This is a genomic window from Cyanobacteria bacterium FACHB-DQ100, from assembly GCA_014695195.1.
Classification (GTDB): domain Bacteria; phylum Cyanobacteriota; class Cyanobacteriia; order Leptolyngbyales; family Leptolyngbyaceae; genus Leptolyngbya.
Genome location: JACJNW010000015.1, coordinates 1 through 20,072, shown reverse-complemented (window position 1 = coordinate 20,072; position 20,072 = coordinate 1). Strand labels below are relative to the sequence as shown.

Below are 20,072 nucleotides of genomic sequence, written 5' to 3'. Positions count from 1 at the left end.
AGGAGCATTTGACACTGTAGGAGAATTTTTGCAGCCCATCGCGCTTCGTAAGGAAAAAAGAATATTCGCTACCGGGAAATCATCTCAGAAGATTGAAGGGTCTGCTGATAGCGATCGTACTGCTTCACAATCAGACGCTGAACGGCAATAATCGCGGGATTGACTTCGACATAGCGCCGTTGCGGATTTCTGAGATAGTTTTCTTGTTCGCTTTCGATCATTTCAATATCCTGGTGCAAGAACGGCAAGAAAAGTAAATGCAAGACTACAGGCTGCAATACTCGACGCACCGCATTTAGCAACCAAACGGGAATCGGTAATCGCAAAAATAACATTGCAAACGATCGACTCTCTGTTTCAGAAATCGGTAATCGCATTAGGTACAGAGCAGATACACCTTCGAGCTTGCTGATGTAGTTAGGATACTGATAATCGACGGAGATAATTTTTGTGGTGACACCGCCCGATTCGCTCAGCCCTAGAAACTTGGTCAAAATGCCTTTGTAAGACACCTGATATTCTGCGGTGACAGCCTTATCGGTCTCGCGCAGTTTCAGCAGCACCGGATCAAACCAACCTTGAAGATTCTGGTGCAAATAACCGTGAAACACATCCATTGTGTTTTCGTTACAGATGGAAAAATGCGCTTTGAACTCTGCCCCGATCGGCACCATAAAGCACTTCGGATCATCGTATTCGGGAATTTCTGGAACCGAGGCTAAATGAGCAAAGGCACGATCGCCCGGAAACAGCCAAATCAAGCCGTATCTTTCCTGCACAGGGTAGCTCCGCATTTGAGCACAGGGGAGCTTTTGACCTTCGCCCCAGTAGGGAATGCCCACACAGTCGCCCTGCCCGTTAAATTCCCACCCGTGATAGCCACAAACGATCGCATCGCCCTGCACCTTGCCCTTGTCCATCGCCACACCTTTATGCGGACAGACATTTTCGACGGCTTGAACTTGATTTTGGGAATCGCGGTACAGGGCGATCGACTGATTCCAGATGCGAATCGGGAGAATCTTTCCGGGCTTGAGATCCTTTGCCCAAGTCACCGCATACCAGTGGTTTGGATTAATTCCGACTTCACGCACTCGATTTTGAATAGTTTGTCCCTGAAGTGTCGTCGCCAATTCGAGCATCACTTATCCTTCCTTGGAATTCGTGGAATCATGTTAACAACAAAATAAAGCCAACAAAAAAGGGGAACTCTGTCCCCTTTTGAGCAAAAACCTAGATCACCAGAAATTAATTCGGCGTAGATTGCAGATCGGGACGCTCTTCAGGCACGATCGCGCCTTCAACTGGACAGACTTGCAAGCAGATGCCGCAGTCGATACAGGTCGAAAAATCAATCCAGTACCAGTCTGTTCCTTTGGTATTTTTTCCAGGACCTTCATGAATGCAGGCAACCGGACAGGCATCGACGCAATCCGCAACCCCTTCACAAGTGTTTGTAACGATCGTATGAGACACAGTGTTCTTCTCTCTGAGCAAATCGACATTCGGATAGATCTATTCTCGTATATGTTTCTGCCCAATTGCCCAAAGTCGGACTGAATTTGAAAAAATGCGTTTTTGCAAAAAAAGAGCCGCGATCGCGGCTCTGTGCGTGAAGAGTAAGTGAAATTGAGTTAGATGAGATGGCGACGTTCTGCTTCAAGCAGTGCCAGTAAAGCCTCATCGCCCTTCTGACGAGCACTCTCGATGCGGCGCTGCAAATTTCGCTGCAAATTCGCACGATGCGTTGAAAGCAGATCTTTTGCTGGCTGCGATCGTCTCACATTGCTAAGCGTCGGCTTACCGTCTGGATAGCCCATCCAGTAGCGATTGCCGCGATAAATCAGTTCACGTGGTTGTTGTTCAACTGCCGATCGTACAGGGCGATTCGGGTCGAGTTGGTAGCGGTTGCCGCGATAAGTTAGCGTGATCGGCTCATGGGACTGAGAAAAGCGATCGTCGCATCCGCGCTGAGTGGGGTCATATTCGTATTTAACACCACGATAAATGAGTTTCATAAGTCGCCTCGAACAATGGAAATGAAGTGAGATTGAGGCGCGTTCCTTCAGGAGAACCCCTTACTTCCGTCCTTGGCCCATAGCAATTAGCGCATAGCAAGGATGAACGTTCATATCTGTATTATAGACTACGATTTGTAGAATTCCTAAACTTCTACCAATAGTTAGAGAGCGATTTTCACAGGGATCATTACCGTACTATTGATGTGATCGATGTCGCCTTTTCATGCAGATTCAGACACCAGACTGGGTAAAGAACGCGGTTTTTTATCAAATTTTCCCCGATCGATTTGCCCGCGCCAAGCAACGGCATAGAAAACTGCTCAAGTCGATGCGTTGGGAAGATTGGGATGCGACTCCGACGCTGCAAGGCTACAAGGGGGGCGACCTTTGGGGAATCATCGAGAAGCTTGATTACATTCAGGATTTGGGCGTGAATGCGATTTACTTTACGCCAATTTTCCAGTCTGCTAGCAATCACCGCTATCACACGCACGACTATTACCAGGTCGATCCGATGTTGGGTGGCAATGAAGCGTTTCGCGAGTTGCTCGAAGCGGCACATGAGCGAGACATCAAAGTTGTACTGGATGGTGTGTTTAATCACTCCAGTCGCGGCTTCTTCTTTTTCCATGACGTTTTAGAAAACGGTGATCATTCGCCTTGGATCGATTGGTTTAGAATTCATCAGTTTCCGCTGCATCCGTATACGGGAGAGTTTCCGGCAGGGTATGAAGGCTGGGATAACAATCGCGCTTTGCCTGTGTTCAATCACGATAATCCGGAGGTGCGAGAGTACATCATGGAAATCGCGGAGTATTGGATTAAATTTGGCATCGATGGCTGGCGGTTAGATGTGCCGTTTGAGGTGAAAACACCGGGATTCTGGCAGGAATTTCGCGATCGCGTCAAAGCCCTGAATTCTGAAGCCTACATCGTCGGCGAAGTCTGGGGTGACTCGCGTCAGTGGCTCGATGGCACCCAGTTCGATGGCGTGATGAATTACTTGTTTGCAGGCCCGACGATCGCGTTTGCTGCGGGCGATCGTGTGGTATTGGATCAGGTTCAAAGCCGGGATTACCAGCCGTATCCGCCGATGTTTGCGGGTGAGTATGCTCAAAAGATGCAAGATTTATTGAAACTGTATCCTTGGGAGATTCAGCTTACGCAACTGAATTTATTAGCAAGCCATGACACAGCACGGTTAATGACGATTGCAGGCGGCGATCGTCCTAGCATTGAGCTTTGTACTTTGTTATTGATGACGTTTCCGGGTGCGCCGAGTATTTACTACGGTGATGAAGTGGGATTACCAGGCGCGATCGATCCAGATTCTCGTCGAGGTTTCCCGTTAGAGTCAAACTGGGATTACAAAATCTATGAGTGTCACCGTCAATTAGTCAAACTGCGCCATGCTTATCCTGCTCTGAGAACGGGGGATTACAAGGTGTTGTATGCCGAAGGAACAACCTACGTTTTTGCGCGAACCTTAGACGATCAAACGGTGATTATTGCAGTGAATGTGGGAACCGTTGCGGTGAAAGCTGCGATTCATTGGAATAAAACGGGACTTAAAACGCATCCGAATCGCATCGTTTACGGCAATGCAGAATTGATTTGGAATGAGCAAGAGTTAGAGATTGATCTGCCTGAGCGATCGGGCTGTATTGTCATCTAGCAGAGCATAAGTCCATAGAACTGGCTTTGATGTTGAATCCGGGTAGCCCCTAAATCTCGCACGAGTGGGAGATTTAGGGGCAGTCAGCCGCTCAAACCGAAGCGGAAAAATTCGTCCTCAACTCGCCCAATCACGCGCCCAATTTAGCGTTTGGTGAACCTGGTCGATCGTTGCCGCTTCGCAATACAGCCGCAAAACGGGTTCTGTCCCACTAAAGCGAATCAATAACCAGCTTTGATCCTCAAGCCGGAACTTATAGCCATCGTCAGTCTGACAGCTAATTACCACTTTTCCAGCAATGGTTTGCGGGGGTTGTGTTTTCAACTGCTCTAGAAGTTTGGCGCGGACTTCCATGCTGGCAAGAGGCAGATCAATGCGATCGTACTCTGACAAAAATCCGGTTCTTTCCTGTAAACGGCGGTAGAGTTCGCCCAGATCGGTTCCCGTTTGTACCACAGTTTCGAGAACATACAGCGCCGACAGTAACGCATCGCGCTCTGGAATGTGATGACCATAGCCGATCCCGCCGGACTCTTCTCCGCCGAGTAGAACTTTGGTTTCGAGCATTCGATCGGCAATGTATTTGTAGCCGATCGGCGTTTCGTGTACAGGCAGGTTGTAAAGCTTGGCAACCAACGGCATCAGATCTGAACCGCTCACCGTTTTGACAAATTCGCCGCTAAAGCCTTTTTGCACCAGATGCTCGATCAGAATCGGGATCAGAATCTGAGAACTGAGAAAATTCCCTTTGGCATCAACTGCGCCAACACGATCGGCATCGCCATCAAACACTAAGCCCACCGCTAAACTATTTCCGTCAAAATTCTGAATCGTCTCTAAAATCTTTGGCAAATACTTCGGTAGCGGTTCTGGTGCGCCTCCTGCAAACAGGGGGTCGCGATCGCTGTTCAACTCATGAATTTCCACACCGAGCAATCGCGCTAATCCGGTCGCTGCGGCTCCGTGCATCACATCCGCAAACACCGTGACTTTCCCTTGCTCGATCGCCGTTTTAATCGCTGTAGTATCCACAAGCGATCGCAGTCCTTCGCAATAGCTCTCCCAGGGATCAAACGTGCTGAATGTTCCCGGTTGCACATCAGGCGCAGGCGCACCACTCGCTAACAAGGCTTCGATCTTCTTCGTCACTTCCGGCGGCACTGATCCCCCGTGGGCGCTTTTGACTTTCAAGCCTGAATAGTTGCCAGGATTGTGGCTTGCCGTAATCACGATCGCGCCCAACGCATTCAGCTTCTTCGCTGCCCAACTAAAGGCAGGAGTCGGCGCGAAACTTTCAGAAAACAACACATCAAAGCCAACTTTGCGAATCGACTCTGCCGCAGTGCGAGCGAATTCTTCGGATAAAAATCGGCGATCGTAGCCCACAATCACGGTGTTGCTTCCGGTTTCTGCACCGTAAACCTCAGACAGAACTGCCGCGGCGATCGGGGCGACGGTCATGACGCGATCGAACGTGAAATCAGCAGCAATCACGCCGCGCCAGCCATCGGTGCCAAACTGAATCGGATTAATTGTGGTAATTGTCATCGGCGCGTGAGCCATGCTTGCACTTCTCCTGCTGCAAAAGGGTTTGAAACAAAAACAGTGTAACGGGGATATCTCGGACTTTATCGAGTTTTATGATCTTTCTCCAGTTTCTTTACAGAGCGCCTCAAGGCTTCCAGGACACTTCAAAATTCCTTTACTCCTCGCTCCTCAATTACCCTTGCAATATAAACCTCACCGTTCTTTCATTTATGCGTTCTTCACTGGTTTGGATGATGGCGATCGCGTCGGGCGCAACGGTCGCTAATTTGTACTACAATCAGCCGCTTTTAGCCAAAATAGCTCAACAGTTCGGAGTTTCGGCAGCAGAAGTCGGAGTGATCCCAATGTTGACGCAGATTGGCTATGCGATTGGAATTTTATTCATCGTGCCGTTGGGCGATCGCATGGAGCGGCGACGGCTAATTGTCCTGGTGACGGGATGCGCCGCGATCGCGCTCTTGCTGGCGGCACTATCGACGAATTTAGTGGGATTGAGCCTTGCGAGTTTTGCGATCGGGGCGAGTACCATTGCTGCACAGATCCTCGTACCGTTTGCCGCGCAACTGTGCCAACCAGAGGAGCGCGGCAAAATTGTCGGTCGGGTGATGGGTGGCTTATTTATCGGCATTCTGGTCGCAAGAACGCTAAGCGGGTTTGCCGGAGAAATCATCGGTTGGCAGGCAATCTATGGGTTTGCTAGTGGTGCGACGGTGCTGTTGGCGATCGTTTTAGCGAAACAGTTACCCCGCTATCAATCGAGCTTGAAAATGACCTATCCAACTTTGCTGCGATCGATGTTGGAGCTAATTCAGAGAGACCCTATACTACAAGCGACTTCTTGGATTGGGGCGATGTCGTTTGGGGCGTTTAGTGCCTTCTGGAGTACGCTTGTGTTTTTGCTCGAACAACCGCCGTATCAGTATGGCAGTGATATTGCAGGGTTGTTTGGATTTGTTGGCATTGCGGGTGCAGTAGCGGCGGTGGTGGTTGGCAAAATTGCTGATCGTCGGAGTCCGGGCTTCACGCTAAGAATCGGAGTTTTGATGACGATCGCAGCGTTTCTCGTGGTTTGGGCCTTTGGAAAACAGCTAGGCGGATTAGTCCTCGGTGCGATTTTGCTGGATTTGGGAGTCCAGACGAGTCAAATTTCAAATCAAGCAACGCTTTACAGCTTGCCTGCGGAATATCACAGTCGCTTAAATGCGTTGTACATCACGCTTTATTTTGTTGGCGGTGCAATTGGATCGTATTTAGGCACTTATGCTTGGAATCGGTTTCAGTGGTCTGGCGTATGCGCGATCGGCTTTGGGATGATGCTGCTAGCAGGATTAGGATTATATTGGCGACAGCAGCGCTTAACAGCCCATTGACAAGTTTTGTATTTGATCTTTGTATGTATTTGATCTTTGTATTTGATCATAGGAGTTGATCGTAGTGGTAGCACAAGAGAATTGAGGGAATGATAAGGAAACTTTTCTCAAGATTGCTCGGTTGTGCCCTGTATGAGTTCTAATTCGGCTATAGAGATTGATGTGCAAACGATCGCCGCTAACGCTCCAGGTGCAATCTTTCGGTTAAGCGCGATCGGGAACGAGTACAGAATTGATTACATCAGCGACGCGATCGCTGATCTCGTTGGTGTTTCTGCTGCGGTGATTACAAAAGATTTTGCCGTGTTAGAAAACCAAATTGATCCAAGCGATCGTGATCGCTTTCGAGAATCTTTAAGAAAGGCAATCAATCGTGCCATTCCCTGGAGCTTTGAGGGACGAGTCAAGCAGAGATGGATTCAAATTACCGCAGCGCTCACTGAGATCAATCAGAGTGAAACCATCTTTTGTGGAATGATTACCGAAATAACAAGATATAAACAGTCTGAAATTAGACTAAAGAAATCACATAACAAATTAATTACAGAATTATCAGGTCAAGTTGCGAAGTTGCAGCAAAGCCAGAACTTGCTTAAGTGTATTATCAACAACACAAGAGCTAGTATCTTTGCCAAAGAATATCGCAATACGAACGGAACGTATATATTGATGAATCGAGAATTTGCCCATCGATTCAATCTCGATCAAGACCGCGATCTAGGCAAGACCGACTACGACTTTTTTCCGCCTGAGATTGCAGCGGCATTTCAAGTCGCCGATCGTGCTGCGATCGCGTCTGGGACTTCGATTCAGCTTGAGGAAATTGAGCCCCATGAAGACGGATTACATATTGCGATCGTCGTCAAATTTCCCTTGTTTGATGAAACAGGACAAGCGTTTGCGATCGGTGGGATCGCAACAGATATCACTGATCTCAAACGTGCCAAAGAAGCCTTAGAGCAAGCAAACGAAGTTTTAGAAAGTCGGGTTGCAGAGCGAACCACCGAACTGTCTCAAAGAAATGCAGAGCTCGAAGCAACGCTATCCAGCTTAAATCAAACCCAAACGCAACTCATTCAAAGTGAAAGGATGTCGAGTCTGGGTCAATTAGTTGCGGGAATTGCTCATGAAGTGAATAATCCTGTTAATTTTATCCACGGAAATTTGCGTTATGCAGATGCTTACACTCGCGATTTAATTCGGGTTATTCAACTTTATCAAAAACACTATCCTGAACCGATCGCGGAAATTCAACACACCATTGATGAAATTGATCTCGGCTTTTTGCTCGATGATGTTGCTAGGGTGTTTGCTTCAATGCGAACAGGTACGACTCGCATTCAAGAAATTGTCAAATCGCTGCGATCGTTCTCCCGATTAGATGAAGCAGCACTCAAAACCATTGATATTAACGCTGCGATCGAGCAAACCTTAACGCTATTGCAGCACCGATTGAAAGCTCAACACATTACAATCGTTAAACACTATGGAACTGTTGCACCCATTGACTGTTATGCCGGACAACTCAATCAGGTGTGGATGAACTTGATTAACAACGCGATCGATGCGATCGAAACCGTAGAAAATCGCACGATTGAAATTTGGACAGATCAACAGTCTGACCAAACTGTAAAAGTCCGAATCCGAGATACAGGCATCGGTATTTCAGCAGAAATTCGACCCCGCATTTTTGATCCATTTTTCACAACAAAACCAGTCGGCAAAGGAACCGGAATGGGACTCGCGCTCTCGTATCAAACAATCGTCGAACAACATCGCGGTTCGATCGAGTGCTTCCCCGTCTTGCCTCAAGGCACAGAATTTATCGTCAAACTCCCCAGCTTCAGCTAAAGAAAAGACGGAATCGCTATGATCGAAAGCGAAGTCGGTAAAGACGGTAGGGAGCCTCGATCGATGCTGAGTGCAGGACAAACGCTGTACGATCGCTATCAACTTCAAGAAAAATTAGGTCACGGTGCAGGGCGGCAAACTTGGCTGGCGATGGATTTAACGGCTCAGTCGCAATCTGTGATTGTGAAACTGTTGGCGTTTGGGGAGCAATCGCAGTGGGATGATCTCAAGCTGTTTGAGCGTGAATCTCAGATTTTGCGGCAGTTGGATCACCCACGCATTCCGAAGTGTCGGGATTCTTTTTCGATCGACGATCGCATTCTCTGGTTTGGCTTGGTGCAGGACTACATTCCGGGAACTTCGCTGAAGCAATTAATTCAGGAAGGCAAGCGATTTTCTGAAGCGGAAGTGCGACAAATTGCGCTGGAAGTTCTAACAATTCTGCGCGATTTACATGGTCTCAATCCCGCCGTTCTGCATCGTGATATCAAGCCCAGTAATCTAGTTTTGGGCACGGATCAGCAAGTGTATCTGGTCGATTTTGGAGCGGTGCAGGATCGTGCTAATGTCGAGGGTGCAACCTTTACGATCGTTGGAACTTACGGATATACGCCGATCGAGCAGTTCGGCGGTCGTGCTGTTCCCGGTTCTGATCTCTATGCGTTGGGTGCAACGTTGATTCATTTACTCACCGGAGTCTCCCCAGCCGATTTACCCCAGCGACAGCTTCGGATTCAATGGCGCGATCGTGTCACATTGCCGCCCGCGTTAGCAGATTGGATCGATCAGCTCACCCATCCTGATCTAGAGCAGCGATTCCAGACAGCACATGAGGCGATCGATGCCTTGAATCGTTCTGAAACTGTGTTTTCCTTTCCGCCGGTTGAACGCCCAAAAAATACGCGAGTCCAGCTGATGCGATCGAAAAAACGGCTAGAAATCGTTATTCCCAAGCATCCCGAAGAGAAGGGCTTAAATCTTCCAGGCTTGATCAAGCTAGGCGTTGCATCGCTGGGATTAACGTTTATCGTGCCGATGATTTTCCTGATCCTGTTTTTCGGCGTGCTTAGCTCTGCAACCTGGATTCTCATTTTGGGAGCGCTGATCTTTTTGCTGTTTATGAGTCCGACGTTTCAGCGGACTTATGTCAAGTTCGATCGCCGAGAATTCGTCGTCGAAACTCAGCGCTTCAAAACCGCCAGCAATCGGATGACAGGCATTACCCGCGACATTCGAGAAGTGCGGCGCGACTCAAATGGCTTAATCACAATCACATCAGGGCCGTATCGTACCGGATATCGATTGCACCAGTTTGGCGAAGAACTCACCGATTTCGAGCAGGCTTGGGTACTGAAAGAGATTCGATCGTGGCTGAAGCTTAAATGAAAAATGAGAAGCCTTTGTTAAGTTACGCAAAGATGGGAGAATAGAGCCAATCCAAAATACTCATCGATTCGCATCATGGCAGAAATCCAATTTTCAAGAGGCATTACCGAAGAAGTGATCCCAGATGTTCGTATAACCCGCTCCAAAGATGGAACCAACGGAGCCGCCACCTTCATCTTCGAGAAGCCAAAAGCGCTAGAAGCTGAAAAGACCGATAGCATCACCGGAATGTACATGATCGACGAAGAAGGCGAACTGCTCACCCGCGAAGTCAAAGCCAAATTTATCAACGGTCAGCCTGCGGCACTCGAAGCCACCTACATCATGAAATCGGTGGAAGATTGGGATCGCTTTATGCGGTTTATGGATCGCTACGCTGAATCCAACGATCTAGGCTTTACAAAGTCGTAATGTCGCATCAGCCCCACCCGGATAAAGCTGCGATCGCCGTTTCCTGTGCCGTGATTACCGTCAGTGACACCCGCACGATCGAGACCGATCGCAGTGGTCAACTGATCCAATCGCTGCTCAAACAATCCGGTCACACAATCGCGCATTATGCGATCGTGCCCGATGAACCTGATCAGATTCGTGCTCAATTCGTCAATCTATTCGCTGTCGATGCGGTGATTCTCAGTGGTGGAACAGGCATCGCCCCAAGAGACACCACCTACGACGCGATCGAACAACTCCTCGAAAAAACGCTGCCCGGATTCGGGGAAATCTTTCGATCGCTGAGCTATGCCGAGATCGGATCAAGAGCGATCGCATCGAGAGCGATCGCCGGAGTTTATTCAAACAAGCTGATTTTTTCGCTCCCCGGCTCATCGAATGCGGTAAAACTGGCAGTAGAGCAACTGATTTTGCCGGAATTAGTGCATCTGGTCACTCAATTGAAAAAATAATTGAAGCCGCGAATTCCGCGTCGTATACTAGAAAAGTTGTTTAAATCTCCGAGTCAAACGAGGAACGTTCAATGTCGCGATATCGAGGCCCTCGCCTTAGAATCACCCGTCGTCTGGGAGATCTTCCCGGACTCACCCGTAAATCTGCACGCCGCGCCTATCCACCCGGACAACACGGACAAGCGCGTAAGAAACGCTCAGAATATGCAGTTCGTCTAGAAGAAAAGCAAAAGCTTCGCTTCAACTATGGAGTGAGCGAAAAACAACTGCTTCGCTACGTGCGGAAAGCCCGCCGTGCAGCAGGTTCGACTGGACAGGTACTCTTGCAACTGCTGGAAATGCGGTTAGATAACACTGTGTTCCGTTTAGGAATGGCTCCGACGATTCCCGGCGCACGTCAACTAGTGAATCACGGTCACGTTACGGTCAATGGTAAGGTTGTAGACATTGCGAGCTATAACTGCCGTCCGGGAGATGTGGTTGCGGTGCGCGATCGCGATCGCTCTCGCAAATTGGTCGAAGCAAACCTGCAATATCCGGGTTTGTCTAACTTGCCGAGTCATTTGGAGTTCGACAAGAACAAGATGACTGGGAAAGTGAACGGAGTCATCGATCGCGAATGGGTGGCGCTGCAAATTAATGAACTGCTGGTCGTTGAGTATTACTCACGTCAGGCGTAAGATTTTTCCGAAATTGATATTCTCCGCGGCAATTGAATATCTTTGACAGCCTCCCGCGCCCCGTCAGCGCTGGGAGGTTTCGTCGTATTGTGGGTTATTCTGGCGCTGTTCGCATCGCGACTGTCACTTCTTGCCGATTGTGAAATAGATTTCTAATTCCAATCACTTCGTAATGGTCTTCGAGCAGTGCGATCGCATTGTTAATCACGCTCTTTACCCCTTTACTGGGCAATTTCAGAGTCATGATCGCCATGCCATCTTCTTTAAGCGTTTTACTTGCTGCAATCATGTTTTTTGCAGAGTCAACTGCATCCATTCTCATATCATTGACGATGAGATCAAAGCGATCGCGGCAGTTTGGTAAATACTGTTGTACAAGCTGACGGTGATGAGTGATGTTTGAATCCAAGCGCAGCGATTCAGCTAAATCACCCGGATCAACGGCAACCACGGATAATCCAAGCTTTCTCAGAATTCTTGTCCAACCGCCCGGACTTGCACCAAGATCGAGCGCTAATCCTGCGGTGGGAAGATTGAGATTGAAAACATCGATCGCTTCGAGCAACTTAAATTCGGCTCTAGAAATCTGTTCGTCTTCGTGTGCAAATCGGTGCATTCCGCCTGCCCAATTGCTCAAGTTATCTGAAGCATTAGAAAATCCCAGATAAGCAGTTGTGCTATCACAGAAAATTGAAATAATTTGGACTGGATCTTTTGCTTCCACCTTCAAGCCTGCATTGATTAAATCATCAACAAGAGCGTTTCTAAGTTCAGATCGATTGATGTTTTTAATAGAAGAACGAACTTGAATCGAGAGCGTTTCAGCTCGATCGAACAAAGGGATTTGAGCCGCGATCGCCGCTCTTAACTGTGTAATTTCAAGCGGAATTTTGTCATTCACCGGGCAAAGATGTCTAATGAATGCAGCCTTTGTCTTTAGAATTCGGGGTGCTAAATCGCGGAAATCTAGAGTGTCTAATTGAATTAAGCCCACTCCTTGATCAAGCCATTGCAGCAATTTTGAGCCTCGATCGCTTTGCTGAATTTCGTTCAATGCAACTTGAGCAAATTCGGGTGATGCCGTGAAGATAACTTGAGAAGTTGGGGGCTTTTGCATGAATTTACGAGGCTACAGAAACGAGTAATAGTCCTATCGCATTTAGCTTTGAGCTAACGTCTCACTGTTCCTGTAAATCCTGCTGCTTTGAACTGCAACAACTTCAACGGCAACGGTTGATTCTCAGGCACATTCACCTGAAACTCAAACTCACTCACACCTGGCGGAACTTCCTCGATCGCGCCCAACCGGGTACGGTTCTCGATAATCGGATCGTCGTTCGCATCATAAATTCGTCCGAAAATATCGGCATTGACGATCGTCTTATTCGTGGGATTGGTCGCCTTTCCAAACACAATAAAGCATCGCGCCGACTGCGGCACACCGCCCGCTGTAACTGCGCCTTTCGACATCTCCGCCGAACATTCTCGATACGACAAATCCGATAGCTTGATTTGAATCAACGCCCACGCGTCCGAGATGCTCGTTAACCAAATGACTGCCGACAGTGCAACCGCAATCCACGCTCTCATAATTCAGAACATTCCAGATGTGACACAGGAATTAGTTTACCGCGAACCCTCCTCGTCGCTGTGAGTTTCTTCGGGTGAATCAATCCCGGCTTTCGCTTCTGAAAGTTGCTGCAAGTCTGTCTCCGCATCAATTAACTCTGCCTCAAGTTCATCTTTGCGCCAGCGATCGAGAACGTCGTGCACCAATGTTTCTCGTATCCAAATCTGTCCCACAATCACCAATGGAATCGCTAAAAACAGACCGAGAAACCCAAAGGCAATGGCAAACACAACCTGCGAAATTAACGTTACTGCGGGCAAAAGTGCTACCTGCCGCGACATGACAAACGGAACCAGCAAATACTGTTCAAGCTGCTGAATCAAAATGTAGACAATCAAAACGGCAACCGCTTTCCACGGGGCATCGAGAAGTGCGACTGCGATCGGCGGAATCACACTCAACACTGGGCCGACATTCGGAATTGCCTCTAAAAGTCCCGCTAGAAGCGCATTCGCCAACACCAGCGGCACACCCAAGATCAGCAGCGAAATTCCGCTCACCAACCCAATCACGACCATATTGATCAAAATCCCGATAATCCAGTTCACGAGCGACACTTCGCACAGTGAAAGAATACGATCGGCTCGTCTCCGGTAAAACGAAGGAAATAGCGCAATGAATCCTTGACGATACGGTTGAGGATTAATCAACAGCATAATCGTCAAAATTAATACTAATAGAATATTCAATAGTACCGTTAACGCATTCGAGAACAGCGCGAAGAAATTTCCCACAACCCTAGTCGCCAACGGTTGAATCTGCCGCACTAAGTCATCCACACCAGGCATATACTGCGAATACCCTGGAACCATCTGCTGCATCTGATCAAACCAGCTTTGCACCCGATCGAGTCCTCGCGGTACCAGTTCGACTAGCTGCTGAAACTGAGTGATAAACGGTGGCACAATCAGCCCGATAAACAAAGCCGTTAACACCAGCAGCGTCACGATCGAAATTAGCACCGCTCCGCCGCGCTTGAGTCCAAATCGCTGCAAAGACTTCACCAAGCTACTCAGCGCCGTCGCAAACACCACGGCCGCAAACACCAACAGCAACACCTGGCGAAGCTCCCACAGAATGTAAAGCGCGATCGCAAACGCCAAAAACCCAATCCATCTACCGAGTCCCACCGTTTTCACTCCTTACCGAAACCTAATCGAGTGTACTGCTCAGATTGAATTTAATTCCGGATTTTTTCCACTTCCCTGCGACCGGGATGTGAAGCTCGCTACAAGAATTGTTCAGGAAGGGCGTATTCTAGGCAAAGGCAAAATTGATTTGCCCGAAAATGCTGCCTTTTTCACTACAGGTTTGACTATTATGATTGATGCCCTAGACACAGCGATCGAATCCATTCGTGCCCGTGAAATTCTCGACTCACGCGGTCGTCCGACGATCGAAGCCGAAGTCACTCTGGCGAATGGTGCTTACGGAATTGCTCAAGTTCCGAGCGGAGCTTCGACTGGAAGCTTTGAAGCCCACGAACTCCGCGACGACGACAAAAGCCGCTACGGTGGAAAAGGTGTTCTCAAAGCGGTCGAAAACGTTGAAACGTCGCTGGCTCCGAAGTTGATCGGGCTGGATGCCATTAATCAGGAGCTAGTCGATCGCACGATGATCGCAATCGATGGTTCTCCGAATAAAGCAGCTTTGGGCGCAAATGCAATTTTGGGTGTGTCGCTGGCAACCGCAAAAGCAGGTGCAGACGCGCTGGGACTGCCGCTTTACCGCTATCTCGGTGGGCCGTTATCGAATGTATTACCTGTGCCCTTGATGAATGTGATTAATGGTGGTGCTCATGCAGACAACAACGTCGATTTCCAAGAATTCATGATCGTTCCGGTTGGGGCACCGACGTTTCGAGAAGCGCTGAGATGGGGCGCGGAAGTGTTCGCATCGCTCAGTAAAGTGCTGCACGATAAAGGCTTGCTGACGGGTGTGGGTGACGAAGGCGGTTTTGCTCCCAACCTCGAATCGAATCAGGCAGCCCTCGACCTGTTGATTTCTGCGATCGAGAAAGCGGGCTACAAACCCGGCGAACAGGTTGCCCTCGCGCTGGATGTGGCGGCGAGTGAGTTTTACAAAGATGGGCAATACACCTATGATGGAACCGCTCATAAACCCACTGAGATGGTAGATTATCTGGCACAGTTAGTCAGCAGTTATCCGATTGTATCGATCGAAGATGGGTTACATGAAGATGATTGGCAGCACTGGCAGTTATTGACCGAAAAGATTGGTAGCAAATGCCAATTGGTTGGGGATGATTTGTTTGTGACAAATATCACGCGACTGCAAAAGGGAATTGAACAGAAAGCAGGAAATTCAATTTTGATTAAACTGAATCAAATTGGATCACTGACGGAAACGCTACAAGCGATCGATCTCGGTGCGCGGAATGGTTTCCGATCGATCATCAGCCACCGTTCCGGTGAAACCGAAGATACGACGATCGCGGATCTTGCAGTTGCGACCCGCGCGGGACAAATCAAAACCGGATCGCTGTGTCGCAGTGAACGAGTTGCGAAATACAATCGTCTGCTGCGGATCGAAGACGAGTTAGGCGATCGTGCGGTTTACGCGGGAACCGTTGGCATGGCCCCGAGCTACAAATAAGGGAAATGAGGAGCGATCGCATCTCAGCAATCGCTCCTCATTTCCGCTAAATTTCCTGTTTTACTGACTTCTGTTTCTGAAAAATTTATATTGCGGTAAACATCATTCAGCGAGATCGAAACCGGGATACTTTTTAATCGAATCTCACGATCTTCCGCATCTAAATCGTGAAGTAGCCAACGTTTAGCTGCTTACTTTGTGAAATGTTTCACTCGAATTCGATTTTGGTCAACCAGAACATATTCGACAAAGCTACGAATGGTGCGGTAACTCGCGAACTTTCCTAATCGATCGTAGTCTTCTGTCGATTGAGACAATACTTCAATAATGACTTGAGGATTCAGAATGATATCGCGACGATTGTTGTAATAGGCCACTTCACCGACTACAACCATGATATCCGGCTAGGTCTAAAGCTGCTCTTGCGGAATCCACAACTTCACATCCCCGATAAAGTTCTCAAACCCCGTCTTGCACCTTAGCCGCAAAATGTAGCGCTGCACTCACATTTCGTGCAATTCGGTTGTGATTTGTTGTGCCGATAGCAGGAGGCGCAATTTCTCCCTGTCGGTATTCGCTTCGGAATTCTGCTTGATCTTCCAAAGCAAGGTATTCTTCTGGCGTATAGAGGCGCGGCTGGATTGAGGCTGACGGAGAGAGGGCAGTCATCGACGCTGATCCTACAAGTTGGTTTTCTCAGTTTAACGTGGTTCAAAAAAGCGATCGTCTAACCATCCAGACGATCGCCAATGTGTTATGGAACCACGATCGCAATCACTTCATCTTCTGGCAACACTTGCCGATACCGTCCCCCTTCCGAAAACACCGCAATCAATTGCAGCGAGTAATCCGGCTGGACTTGCAGGTCTGCCCACGGAATCGCAATTTCAACACAGCGATCGACTCCCAATTGAGCGCGGCTTGCTTTCGACTGCCACCGGAAATGTTCACCTGCTTCCTGCAACCAAATCGTTTGAGTCAGCAAATTCACACCCAAATGGTGATGAAAGTGATAGTTCAAAGGCGCTTGATTTGGAACATCAACTAATGGGATGGGACTATTGTGCATCGGTTGATTCGCGTAGTACCAGAAGAGATTCAGCTCTGGTGGAATATCTTTCCCGATTTGCACTCCGGTCTGTAAATCCAAGCGCAAATAAAAATTCAAGTGATCCACACCATACCAGAGTCGCTGAATTGAACTACTTTGGTGCATGGTTCCCCGCGCACCGCCGACTTCAAGTCGTCCCGCTTTGTCCCAATCCTGCTCATCTCCGCGACCGTCGATCGCGGGGTGAATAAATCCTTGTGGTGCACTATCGCCCCGCGCTTCATGCACTTCGACCGGACGACGCACATTCTCAGGAACGGGTTCATTCAGCGATCGATACAACGCCGCTAAATGCTCTCGAAACAATTGATCAAACATGGCATCCTGATTCGAGGAATGTCCTTCTCCAAACCACCAAAACCAATCTGATCCTTCTGCTGCGTAGAGTGCTTCCCAAGCTTCAGGATTATTCTCCTCCGTTGCTTCAGGATGATTTGCCAAGGTTTGCCTTGCAGCAGTCAGCAAGTCCCAAGCTCGATTCTTCGCTGGATCTCCGATCCAAGTAGTGAAACTTCCATCCACCCACGAGCCACTATGAAGCTGATCGGCTGCAATCGTCTCAGTCGGCGGGAATTGCTCAATAAACTCTGAAACGGTCACTAATTTGATCTCAGAGTGATCGCTCAGCGTTTGATAAAGCATTTCCAAGAACGGCTTACCGTCTTGTGGATAGAATTCCCAACAGTTTTCACCGTCTAATGCGATCGTCACTAACCAGGGCTGATCATTGTTCGGTTTCAACGATCGCGCGATCGCCTCCAAATGCCCCACTAAATCACTAACCGCTCGTTTTGGCTCCATTGCACTATACGTAAAGCCAATCAAATCCGACAACCGATGATCGCGGAAGACGATCGCTAAATCTCCCGCAGGTGTTTCCAATCGATACGGACGATACAACTTTTCAGGATCATAAACATTCCCGGTTTCGTCCCGGTGGAAAAAGTGTTTCAGCGACCAGCCTAAAACCGCTTCATCCGAACACAGCCAATTAAAGCCCTGCTTCGCCACATACGGCAGCATCTCAGGACTGACCGACTGTTCTGAGGGCCACAACCCACGCGGCGATCGACCAAATCGATCCTCATACATCAGCCATGCTTTTCTCAAATGCCGCTCAATATCCGCCGGATACTGAAACCGCGATTCGGGCAGCGTCATATTCGGAACCGCAATCCGCCCCGAATTGGTATCTGCCAACAACGGCAAGATCGGATGCGTGTAAGGAGTCGTCGTCACCTCAAGTTGTCCCGCTTCCTGCATTTTGCGATGCTGCGGAATAATGCGGCTCATGATTTCGCGATGTTTTGCGATAATGCGCTGTCGATCGCTCAACGTAAAGCCTTTCCCCTGCTCTAACCAAGCCGCAATCTCTGGGTCATCCCAAAACAGTGGATCAATCCACGCTAAGTTATGCCACGCGAGTAAATCACTAAAATCTAGAGCATTCCAATGCTCTAGACACCAACCTCGTCCGCGATCTTGTCGCTGTTCGTAAAGCTCTACATAACGCGGATGCGGCGCAATCAACGTATGGCGATTCGCATCAAAGAAATGCTCAATCACGAATTCCTTGAGAGCGCGATCAAACTGCTCTACAGGCGTAACCGTTGCCGTCAGATACGGATCGAGTGCCGTTCCTGCCACATAGTCCTCAATCTGCATCATCAGAGATGGCACTAGGTTCACCGTCTGATGCAATTTCGGATAGCGCTCCAGAAGCAACACTAAATCGAGATAATCTTTTGTGCCATGAAGACGTACCCAGGGTAAGCGATATTGCCCTTCAGACGGAGCGTAATAGTTGGCATCCCCTCGGCTTTTGTAGAGAGGTTGATGTTGATGCCAGATAAATGCAACGTGGAGCGGATGCGGCATAAAAAACGGAGGCAAAGGATTAGACCTTTAATAGTCTATCCCTTGCCTCCATTTTCAATATAAGGATTTGCCTACAAAACTTGTTCGACTTCAGCAATTTCTGGAATCATCTCGCGCAAGCGGCGTTCGATCCCCATTCTCAGCGTCATGGTCGAACTCGGACAGCTTCCACACGCACCTTGTAAGCGCAGCTTCACGATCGGACCGTCCAATTCCACCAATTCCACATTGCCGCCGTCTGAGATCAAATACGGACGCAGCTCATCGAGAACGGTTTCGACATTTTCGGGCGTTAGTGTCAAAGACATAATTCACCTTCTAACAGCTTGACAACTTTAATCCTAACTCTGAACGATCGTTCAGAGAGTGCGGGTCTTGCACTTGATTGAGTGCGGTTTATACCCGCTCTAATAGCTGCACATTCGTAAACAGAAATTCGCTCTTATGCTGCTCAGTTGTAATGGTGCGGCTCGTCAGAATGTAATATCCGCCAATTTGTTCGTAAAGATCTTCAAACTCACTCCTCGCACCTTTGACAGCTCCCGTTTTCGGATCGCTGTAAATCGAATCATAGCGGTGCGACAAATAGCCATTTCCAGTGTCGTGACTACTAAAGGTGTTAATTGTCACAACCACTCCATGAATATGGCGGTGAACGAGACTCACTTCATTGTTGCGAACCTTGTAGCGATCGCCTTCCGACTTACCACCTACTAAAATCTCAACGCCTCCATCGGGATCAGTTGCACCTAATGTAAACGTGTTCTTCCCATGCGTTTCTTCAAACGCCCGACGAACCCGGTGAACTGCAATTTCCCAAACTTGACCGTGAATTGCCTTTTTACCTTCTCCCTCTTCGATGTCAGTCACATCAAAAGTGAAATCGGCATTAATGCGACATTTTGCATGGTAAGTTTTGTCGCCTTCGCGGTAAGTCACGTCTGCCGTATAACCGGGGAAGTTTTCGTCCCAGGTGTACCGATTTTCGTAAGCAGCCTGAAACAAGGCACGCGCATCGGTTTGCACAGTGGTGGTCATAGCATCTCCAACAAAGTCACTCCCTTTAGTTTAAAGAATTTGACACGAATTCGCCTAATTTTGGGAAGCTGATATCAGCCCATAAAAGAGAAAAATTGCGATCGTGCCTAAAAACTGTTGAATACTTCTTCAATAATTGGGATCAAACGAGATCCGCAAAGAAAAGACACCAGGAAACGTCCAAACTAGAATTCGAGACTTCCTGTAAGGTCTTGCCTCGTGCTGCCAAGTTCTCAAACACTTTGTGCTGACGTGAGTTCGACGGGGAGGTAGCGCGAAAAGAAAGCTGAGACTACGTTTGAAAGAGCTGTAACGTTCTTTCGAGTCTCAGCTGTGGAAGTTTGGCTTCAAGCTGCACCTGAT

At 48.5% G+C, this 20,072-nt stretch carries 18 protein-coding genes and 2 pseudogenes; 9 read left to right on the top strand and 11 right to left on the bottom strand.

Annotated elements, in window-relative coordinates; all coding sequences use genetic code 11:
- Positions 1–68 precede the first annotated feature (68 nt).
- The 3 genes and pseudogenes from H6F51_03860 to H6F51_03850 form a co-directional block, all read right to left on the bottom strand.
- Positions 69–1,142 carry an aromatic ring-hydroxylating dioxygenase subunit alpha gene (locus H6F51_03860; GenBank protein MBD1821634.1) on the bottom strand — a complete coding sequence of 358 codons (1,074 nt, stop codon included), beginning with the start codon at positions 1,140–1,142 and terminating at the stop codon, positions 69–71.
- Between the two features lie 106 nt (positions 1,143–1,248).
- Entirely contained in the window at positions 1,249–1,476 is a 228-nt protein-coding gene (locus tag H6F51_03855) for a ferredoxin family protein (protein ID MBD1821633.1), read from the bottom strand.
- A gap of 347 nt (positions 1,477–1,823) precedes the next feature.
- Positions 1,824–2,018 (bottom strand): annotated as a pseudogene (locus H6F51_03850) (DUF4278 domain-containing protein).
- Between the two features lie 226 nt (positions 2,019–2,244).
- Here H6F51_03850 and H6F51_03845 point away from each other — a divergent pair.
- Positions 2,245–3,696, top strand: a complete 1,452-nt coding sequence (locus tag H6F51_03845) for a glycoside hydrolase family 13 protein (GenBank protein MBD1821632.1) — start codon at positions 2,245–2,247, stop codon at positions 3,694–3,696.
- A 117-nt stretch (positions 3,697–3,813) separates the two neighbouring features.
- On the opposite strand, the gene H6F51_03840 is transcribed toward H6F51_03845, so the two are convergent.
- The gene (locus H6F51_03840; protein MBD1821631.1) at positions 3,814–5,244 is read right to left on the bottom strand and encodes a phosphoglucomutase/phosphomannomutase family protein; all 1,431 of its coding nucleotides are present in this window, start codon (positions 5,242–5,244) and stop codon (positions 3,814–3,816) included.
- Positions 5,245–5,257: 13 nt separating this feature from the next.
- Here H6F51_03840 and H6F51_03835 point away from each other — a divergent pair, with 13 nt between their 5' ends.
- From H6F51_03835 to rpsD, 7 genes are all read left to right on the top strand, one after another.
- Entirely contained in the window at positions 5,258–5,509 is a 252-nt protein-coding gene (locus H6F51_03835) for a hypothetical protein (GenBank protein ID MBD1821630.1), read from the top strand.
- Positions 5,478–6,614 (top strand): MFS transporter, encoded by a 1,137-nt coding sequence (locus H6F51_03830; protein MBD1821629.1) that lies wholly within the window; start codon positions 5,478–5,480, stop codon positions 6,612–6,614. The genes H6F51_03835 and H6F51_03830 overlap by 32 nt, the downstream gene beginning before the upstream one ends.
- A gap of 474 nt (positions 6,615–7,088) precedes the next feature.
- A complete protein-coding gene (locus H6F51_03825; protein MBD1821628.1) occupies positions 7,089–8,465 on the top strand; it encodes a PAS domain-containing protein in 1,377 nt (458 codons plus the stop codon).
- Between the two features lie 63 nt (positions 8,466–8,528).
- Complete coding sequence (locus H6F51_03820; GenBank protein MBD1821627.1) at positions 8,529–9,851, top strand: serine/threonine protein kinase; 1,323 nt, start codon at positions 8,529–8,531, stop codon at positions 9,849–9,851.
- Between the two features lie 75 nt (positions 9,852–9,926).
- Positions 9,927–10,262 carry a photosystem II reaction center protein Psb28 gene (gene psb28, locus H6F51_03815; GenBank protein ID MBD1821626.1) on the top strand — a complete coding sequence of 112 codons (336 nt, stop codon included), beginning with the start codon at positions 9,927–9,929 and terminating at the stop codon, positions 10,260–10,262.
- On the top strand, positions 10,262–10,756 hold the full coding sequence (locus H6F51_03810) for a MogA/MoaB family molybdenum cofactor biosynthesis protein (protein ID MBD1821625.1): 495 nt from the start codon (positions 10,262–10,264) through the stop codon (positions 10,754–10,756). Before psb28 ends, H6F51_03810 begins: the two co-directional genes overlap by 1 nt.
- A 71-nt stretch (positions 10,757–10,827) precedes the next feature.
- Complete coding sequence (gene rpsD / locus H6F51_03805) at positions 10,828–11,436, top strand: 30S ribosomal protein S4 (GenBank protein ID MBD1821624.1); 609 nt, start codon at positions 10,828–10,830, stop codon at positions 11,434–11,436.
- A gap of 94 nt (positions 11,437–11,530) precedes the next feature.
- On the opposite strand, the gene H6F51_03800 is transcribed toward rpsD, so the two are convergent.
- The 3 genes from H6F51_03800 to H6F51_03790 are packed head-to-tail and all read right to left on the bottom strand — an operon-like array spanning position 11,531 to position 14,196.
- A complete protein-coding gene (locus H6F51_03800) occupies positions 11,531–12,553 on the bottom strand; it encodes a 50S rRNA methyltransferase (protein ID MBD1821623.1) in 1,023 nt (340 codons plus the stop codon).
- 53 nt (positions 12,554–12,606) lie between these two features.
- Positions 12,607–13,026, bottom strand: coding sequence for a hypothetical protein (locus H6F51_03795; protein ID MBD1821622.1), 420 nt, complete (start codon positions 13,024–13,026; stop codon positions 12,607–12,609).
- A gap of 36 nt (positions 13,027–13,062) precedes the next feature.
- Positions 13,063–14,196 (bottom strand): AI-2E family transporter, encoded by a 1,134-nt coding sequence (locus H6F51_03790; GenBank protein MBD1821621.1) that lies wholly within the window; start codon positions 14,194–14,196, stop codon positions 13,063–13,065.
- Between the two features lie 190 nt (positions 14,197–14,386).
- On the opposite strand from H6F51_03790, the gene eno reads away from it, so the two are divergent.
- Positions 14,387–15,682 (top strand): phosphopyruvate hydratase, encoded by a 1,296-nt coding sequence (gene eno / locus H6F51_03785; protein ID MBD1821620.1) that lies wholly within the window; start codon positions 14,387–14,389, stop codon positions 15,680–15,682.
- A 23-nt stretch (positions 15,683–15,705) separates the two neighbouring features.
- On the opposite strand, the pseudogene H6F51_03780 reads toward eno, so the two are convergent.
- From H6F51_03780 to H6F51_03765, 4 genes and pseudogenes are all read right to left on the bottom strand, one after another.
- Positions 15,706–16,351: pseudogene (locus H6F51_03780) on the bottom strand (Uma2 family endonuclease).
- An 85-nt stretch (positions 16,352–16,436) separates the two neighbouring features.
- A complete protein-coding gene (locus H6F51_03775) occupies positions 16,437–18,671 on the bottom strand; it encodes a glycoside hydrolase (GenBank protein ID MBD1821619.1) in 2,235 nt (744 codons plus the stop codon).
- Between the two features lie 71 nt (positions 18,672–18,742).
- The gene (locus H6F51_03770; GenBank protein MBD1821618.1) at positions 18,743–18,979 is read right to left on the bottom strand and encodes a NifU family protein; all 237 of its coding nucleotides are present in this window, start codon (positions 18,977–18,979) and stop codon (positions 18,743–18,745) included.
- Between the two features lie 88 nt (positions 18,980–19,067).
- Positions 19,068–19,709 (bottom strand): DUF3386 domain-containing protein, encoded by a 642-nt coding sequence (locus H6F51_03765; protein MBD1821617.1) that lies wholly within the window; start codon positions 19,707–19,709, stop codon positions 19,068–19,070.
- Positions 19,710–20,072: the final 363 nt, after the last annotated feature.

Excerpts from the sequence above, each read along its gene's own strand:
- H6F51_03860 (MBD1821634.1), bottom strand. The coding sequence starts at position 1,142 with ATGCTCGAATTGGCGACGACACTTCAGGGACAAACTATTCAAAATCGA.
- H6F51_03845 (MBD1821632.1), top strand. The coding sequence starts at position 2,245 with ATGCAGATTCAGACACCAGACTGGGTAAAGAACGCGGTTTTTTATCAA.
- H6F51_03840 (MBD1821631.1), bottom strand. The coding sequence starts at position 5,244 with ATGACAATTACCACAATTAATCCGATTCAGTTTGGCACCGATGGCTGG.
- H6F51_03835 (MBD1821630.1), top strand. The coding sequence starts at position 5,258 with ATGCTTGCACTTCTCCTGCTGCAAAAGGGTTTGAAACAAAAACAGTGT.
- H6F51_03830 (MBD1821629.1), top strand. The coding sequence starts at position 5,478 with ATGGCGATCGCGTCGGGCGCAACGGTCGCTAATTTGTACTACAATCAG.
- H6F51_03825 (MBD1821628.1), top strand. The coding sequence starts at position 7,089 with ATGATTACCGAAATAACAAGATATAAACAGTCTGAAATTAGACTAAAG.
- H6F51_03820 (MBD1821627.1), top strand. The coding sequence starts at position 8,529 with ATGCTGAGTGCAGGACAAACGCTGTACGATCGCTATCAACTTCAAGAA.
- psb28 (MBD1821626.1), top strand. The coding sequence starts at position 9,927 with ATGGCAGAAATCCAATTTTCAAGAGGCATTACCGAAGAAGTGATCCCA.
- H6F51_03810 (MBD1821625.1), top strand. The coding sequence starts at position 10,262 with ATGTCGCATCAGCCCCACCCGGATAAAGCTGCGATCGCCGTTTCCTGT.
- rpsD (MBD1821624.1), top strand. The coding sequence starts at position 10,828 with ATGTCGCGATATCGAGGCCCTCGCCTTAGAATCACCCGTCGTCTGGGA.
- H6F51_03800 (MBD1821623.1), bottom strand. The coding sequence starts at position 12,553 with ATGCAAAAGCCCCCAACTTCTCAAGTTATCTTCACGGCATCACCCGAA.
- H6F51_03795 (MBD1821622.1), bottom strand. The coding sequence starts at position 13,026 with ATGAGAGCGTGGATTGCGGTTGCACTGTCGGCAGTCATTTGGTTAACG.
- eno (MBD1821620.1), top strand. The coding sequence starts at position 14,387 with ATGATTGATGCCCTAGACACAGCGATCGAATCCATTCGTGCCCGTGAA.
- H6F51_03775 (MBD1821619.1), bottom strand. The coding sequence starts at position 18,671 with ATGCCGCATCCGCTCCACGTTGCATTTATCTGGCATCAACATCAACCT.
- H6F51_03770 (MBD1821618.1), bottom strand. The coding sequence starts at position 18,979 with ATGTCTTTGACACTAACGCCCGAAAATGTCGAAACCGTTCTCGATGAG.
- H6F51_03765 (MBD1821617.1), bottom strand. The coding sequence starts at position 19,709 with ATGACCACCACTGTGCAAACCGATGCGCGTGCCTTGTTTCAGGCTGCT.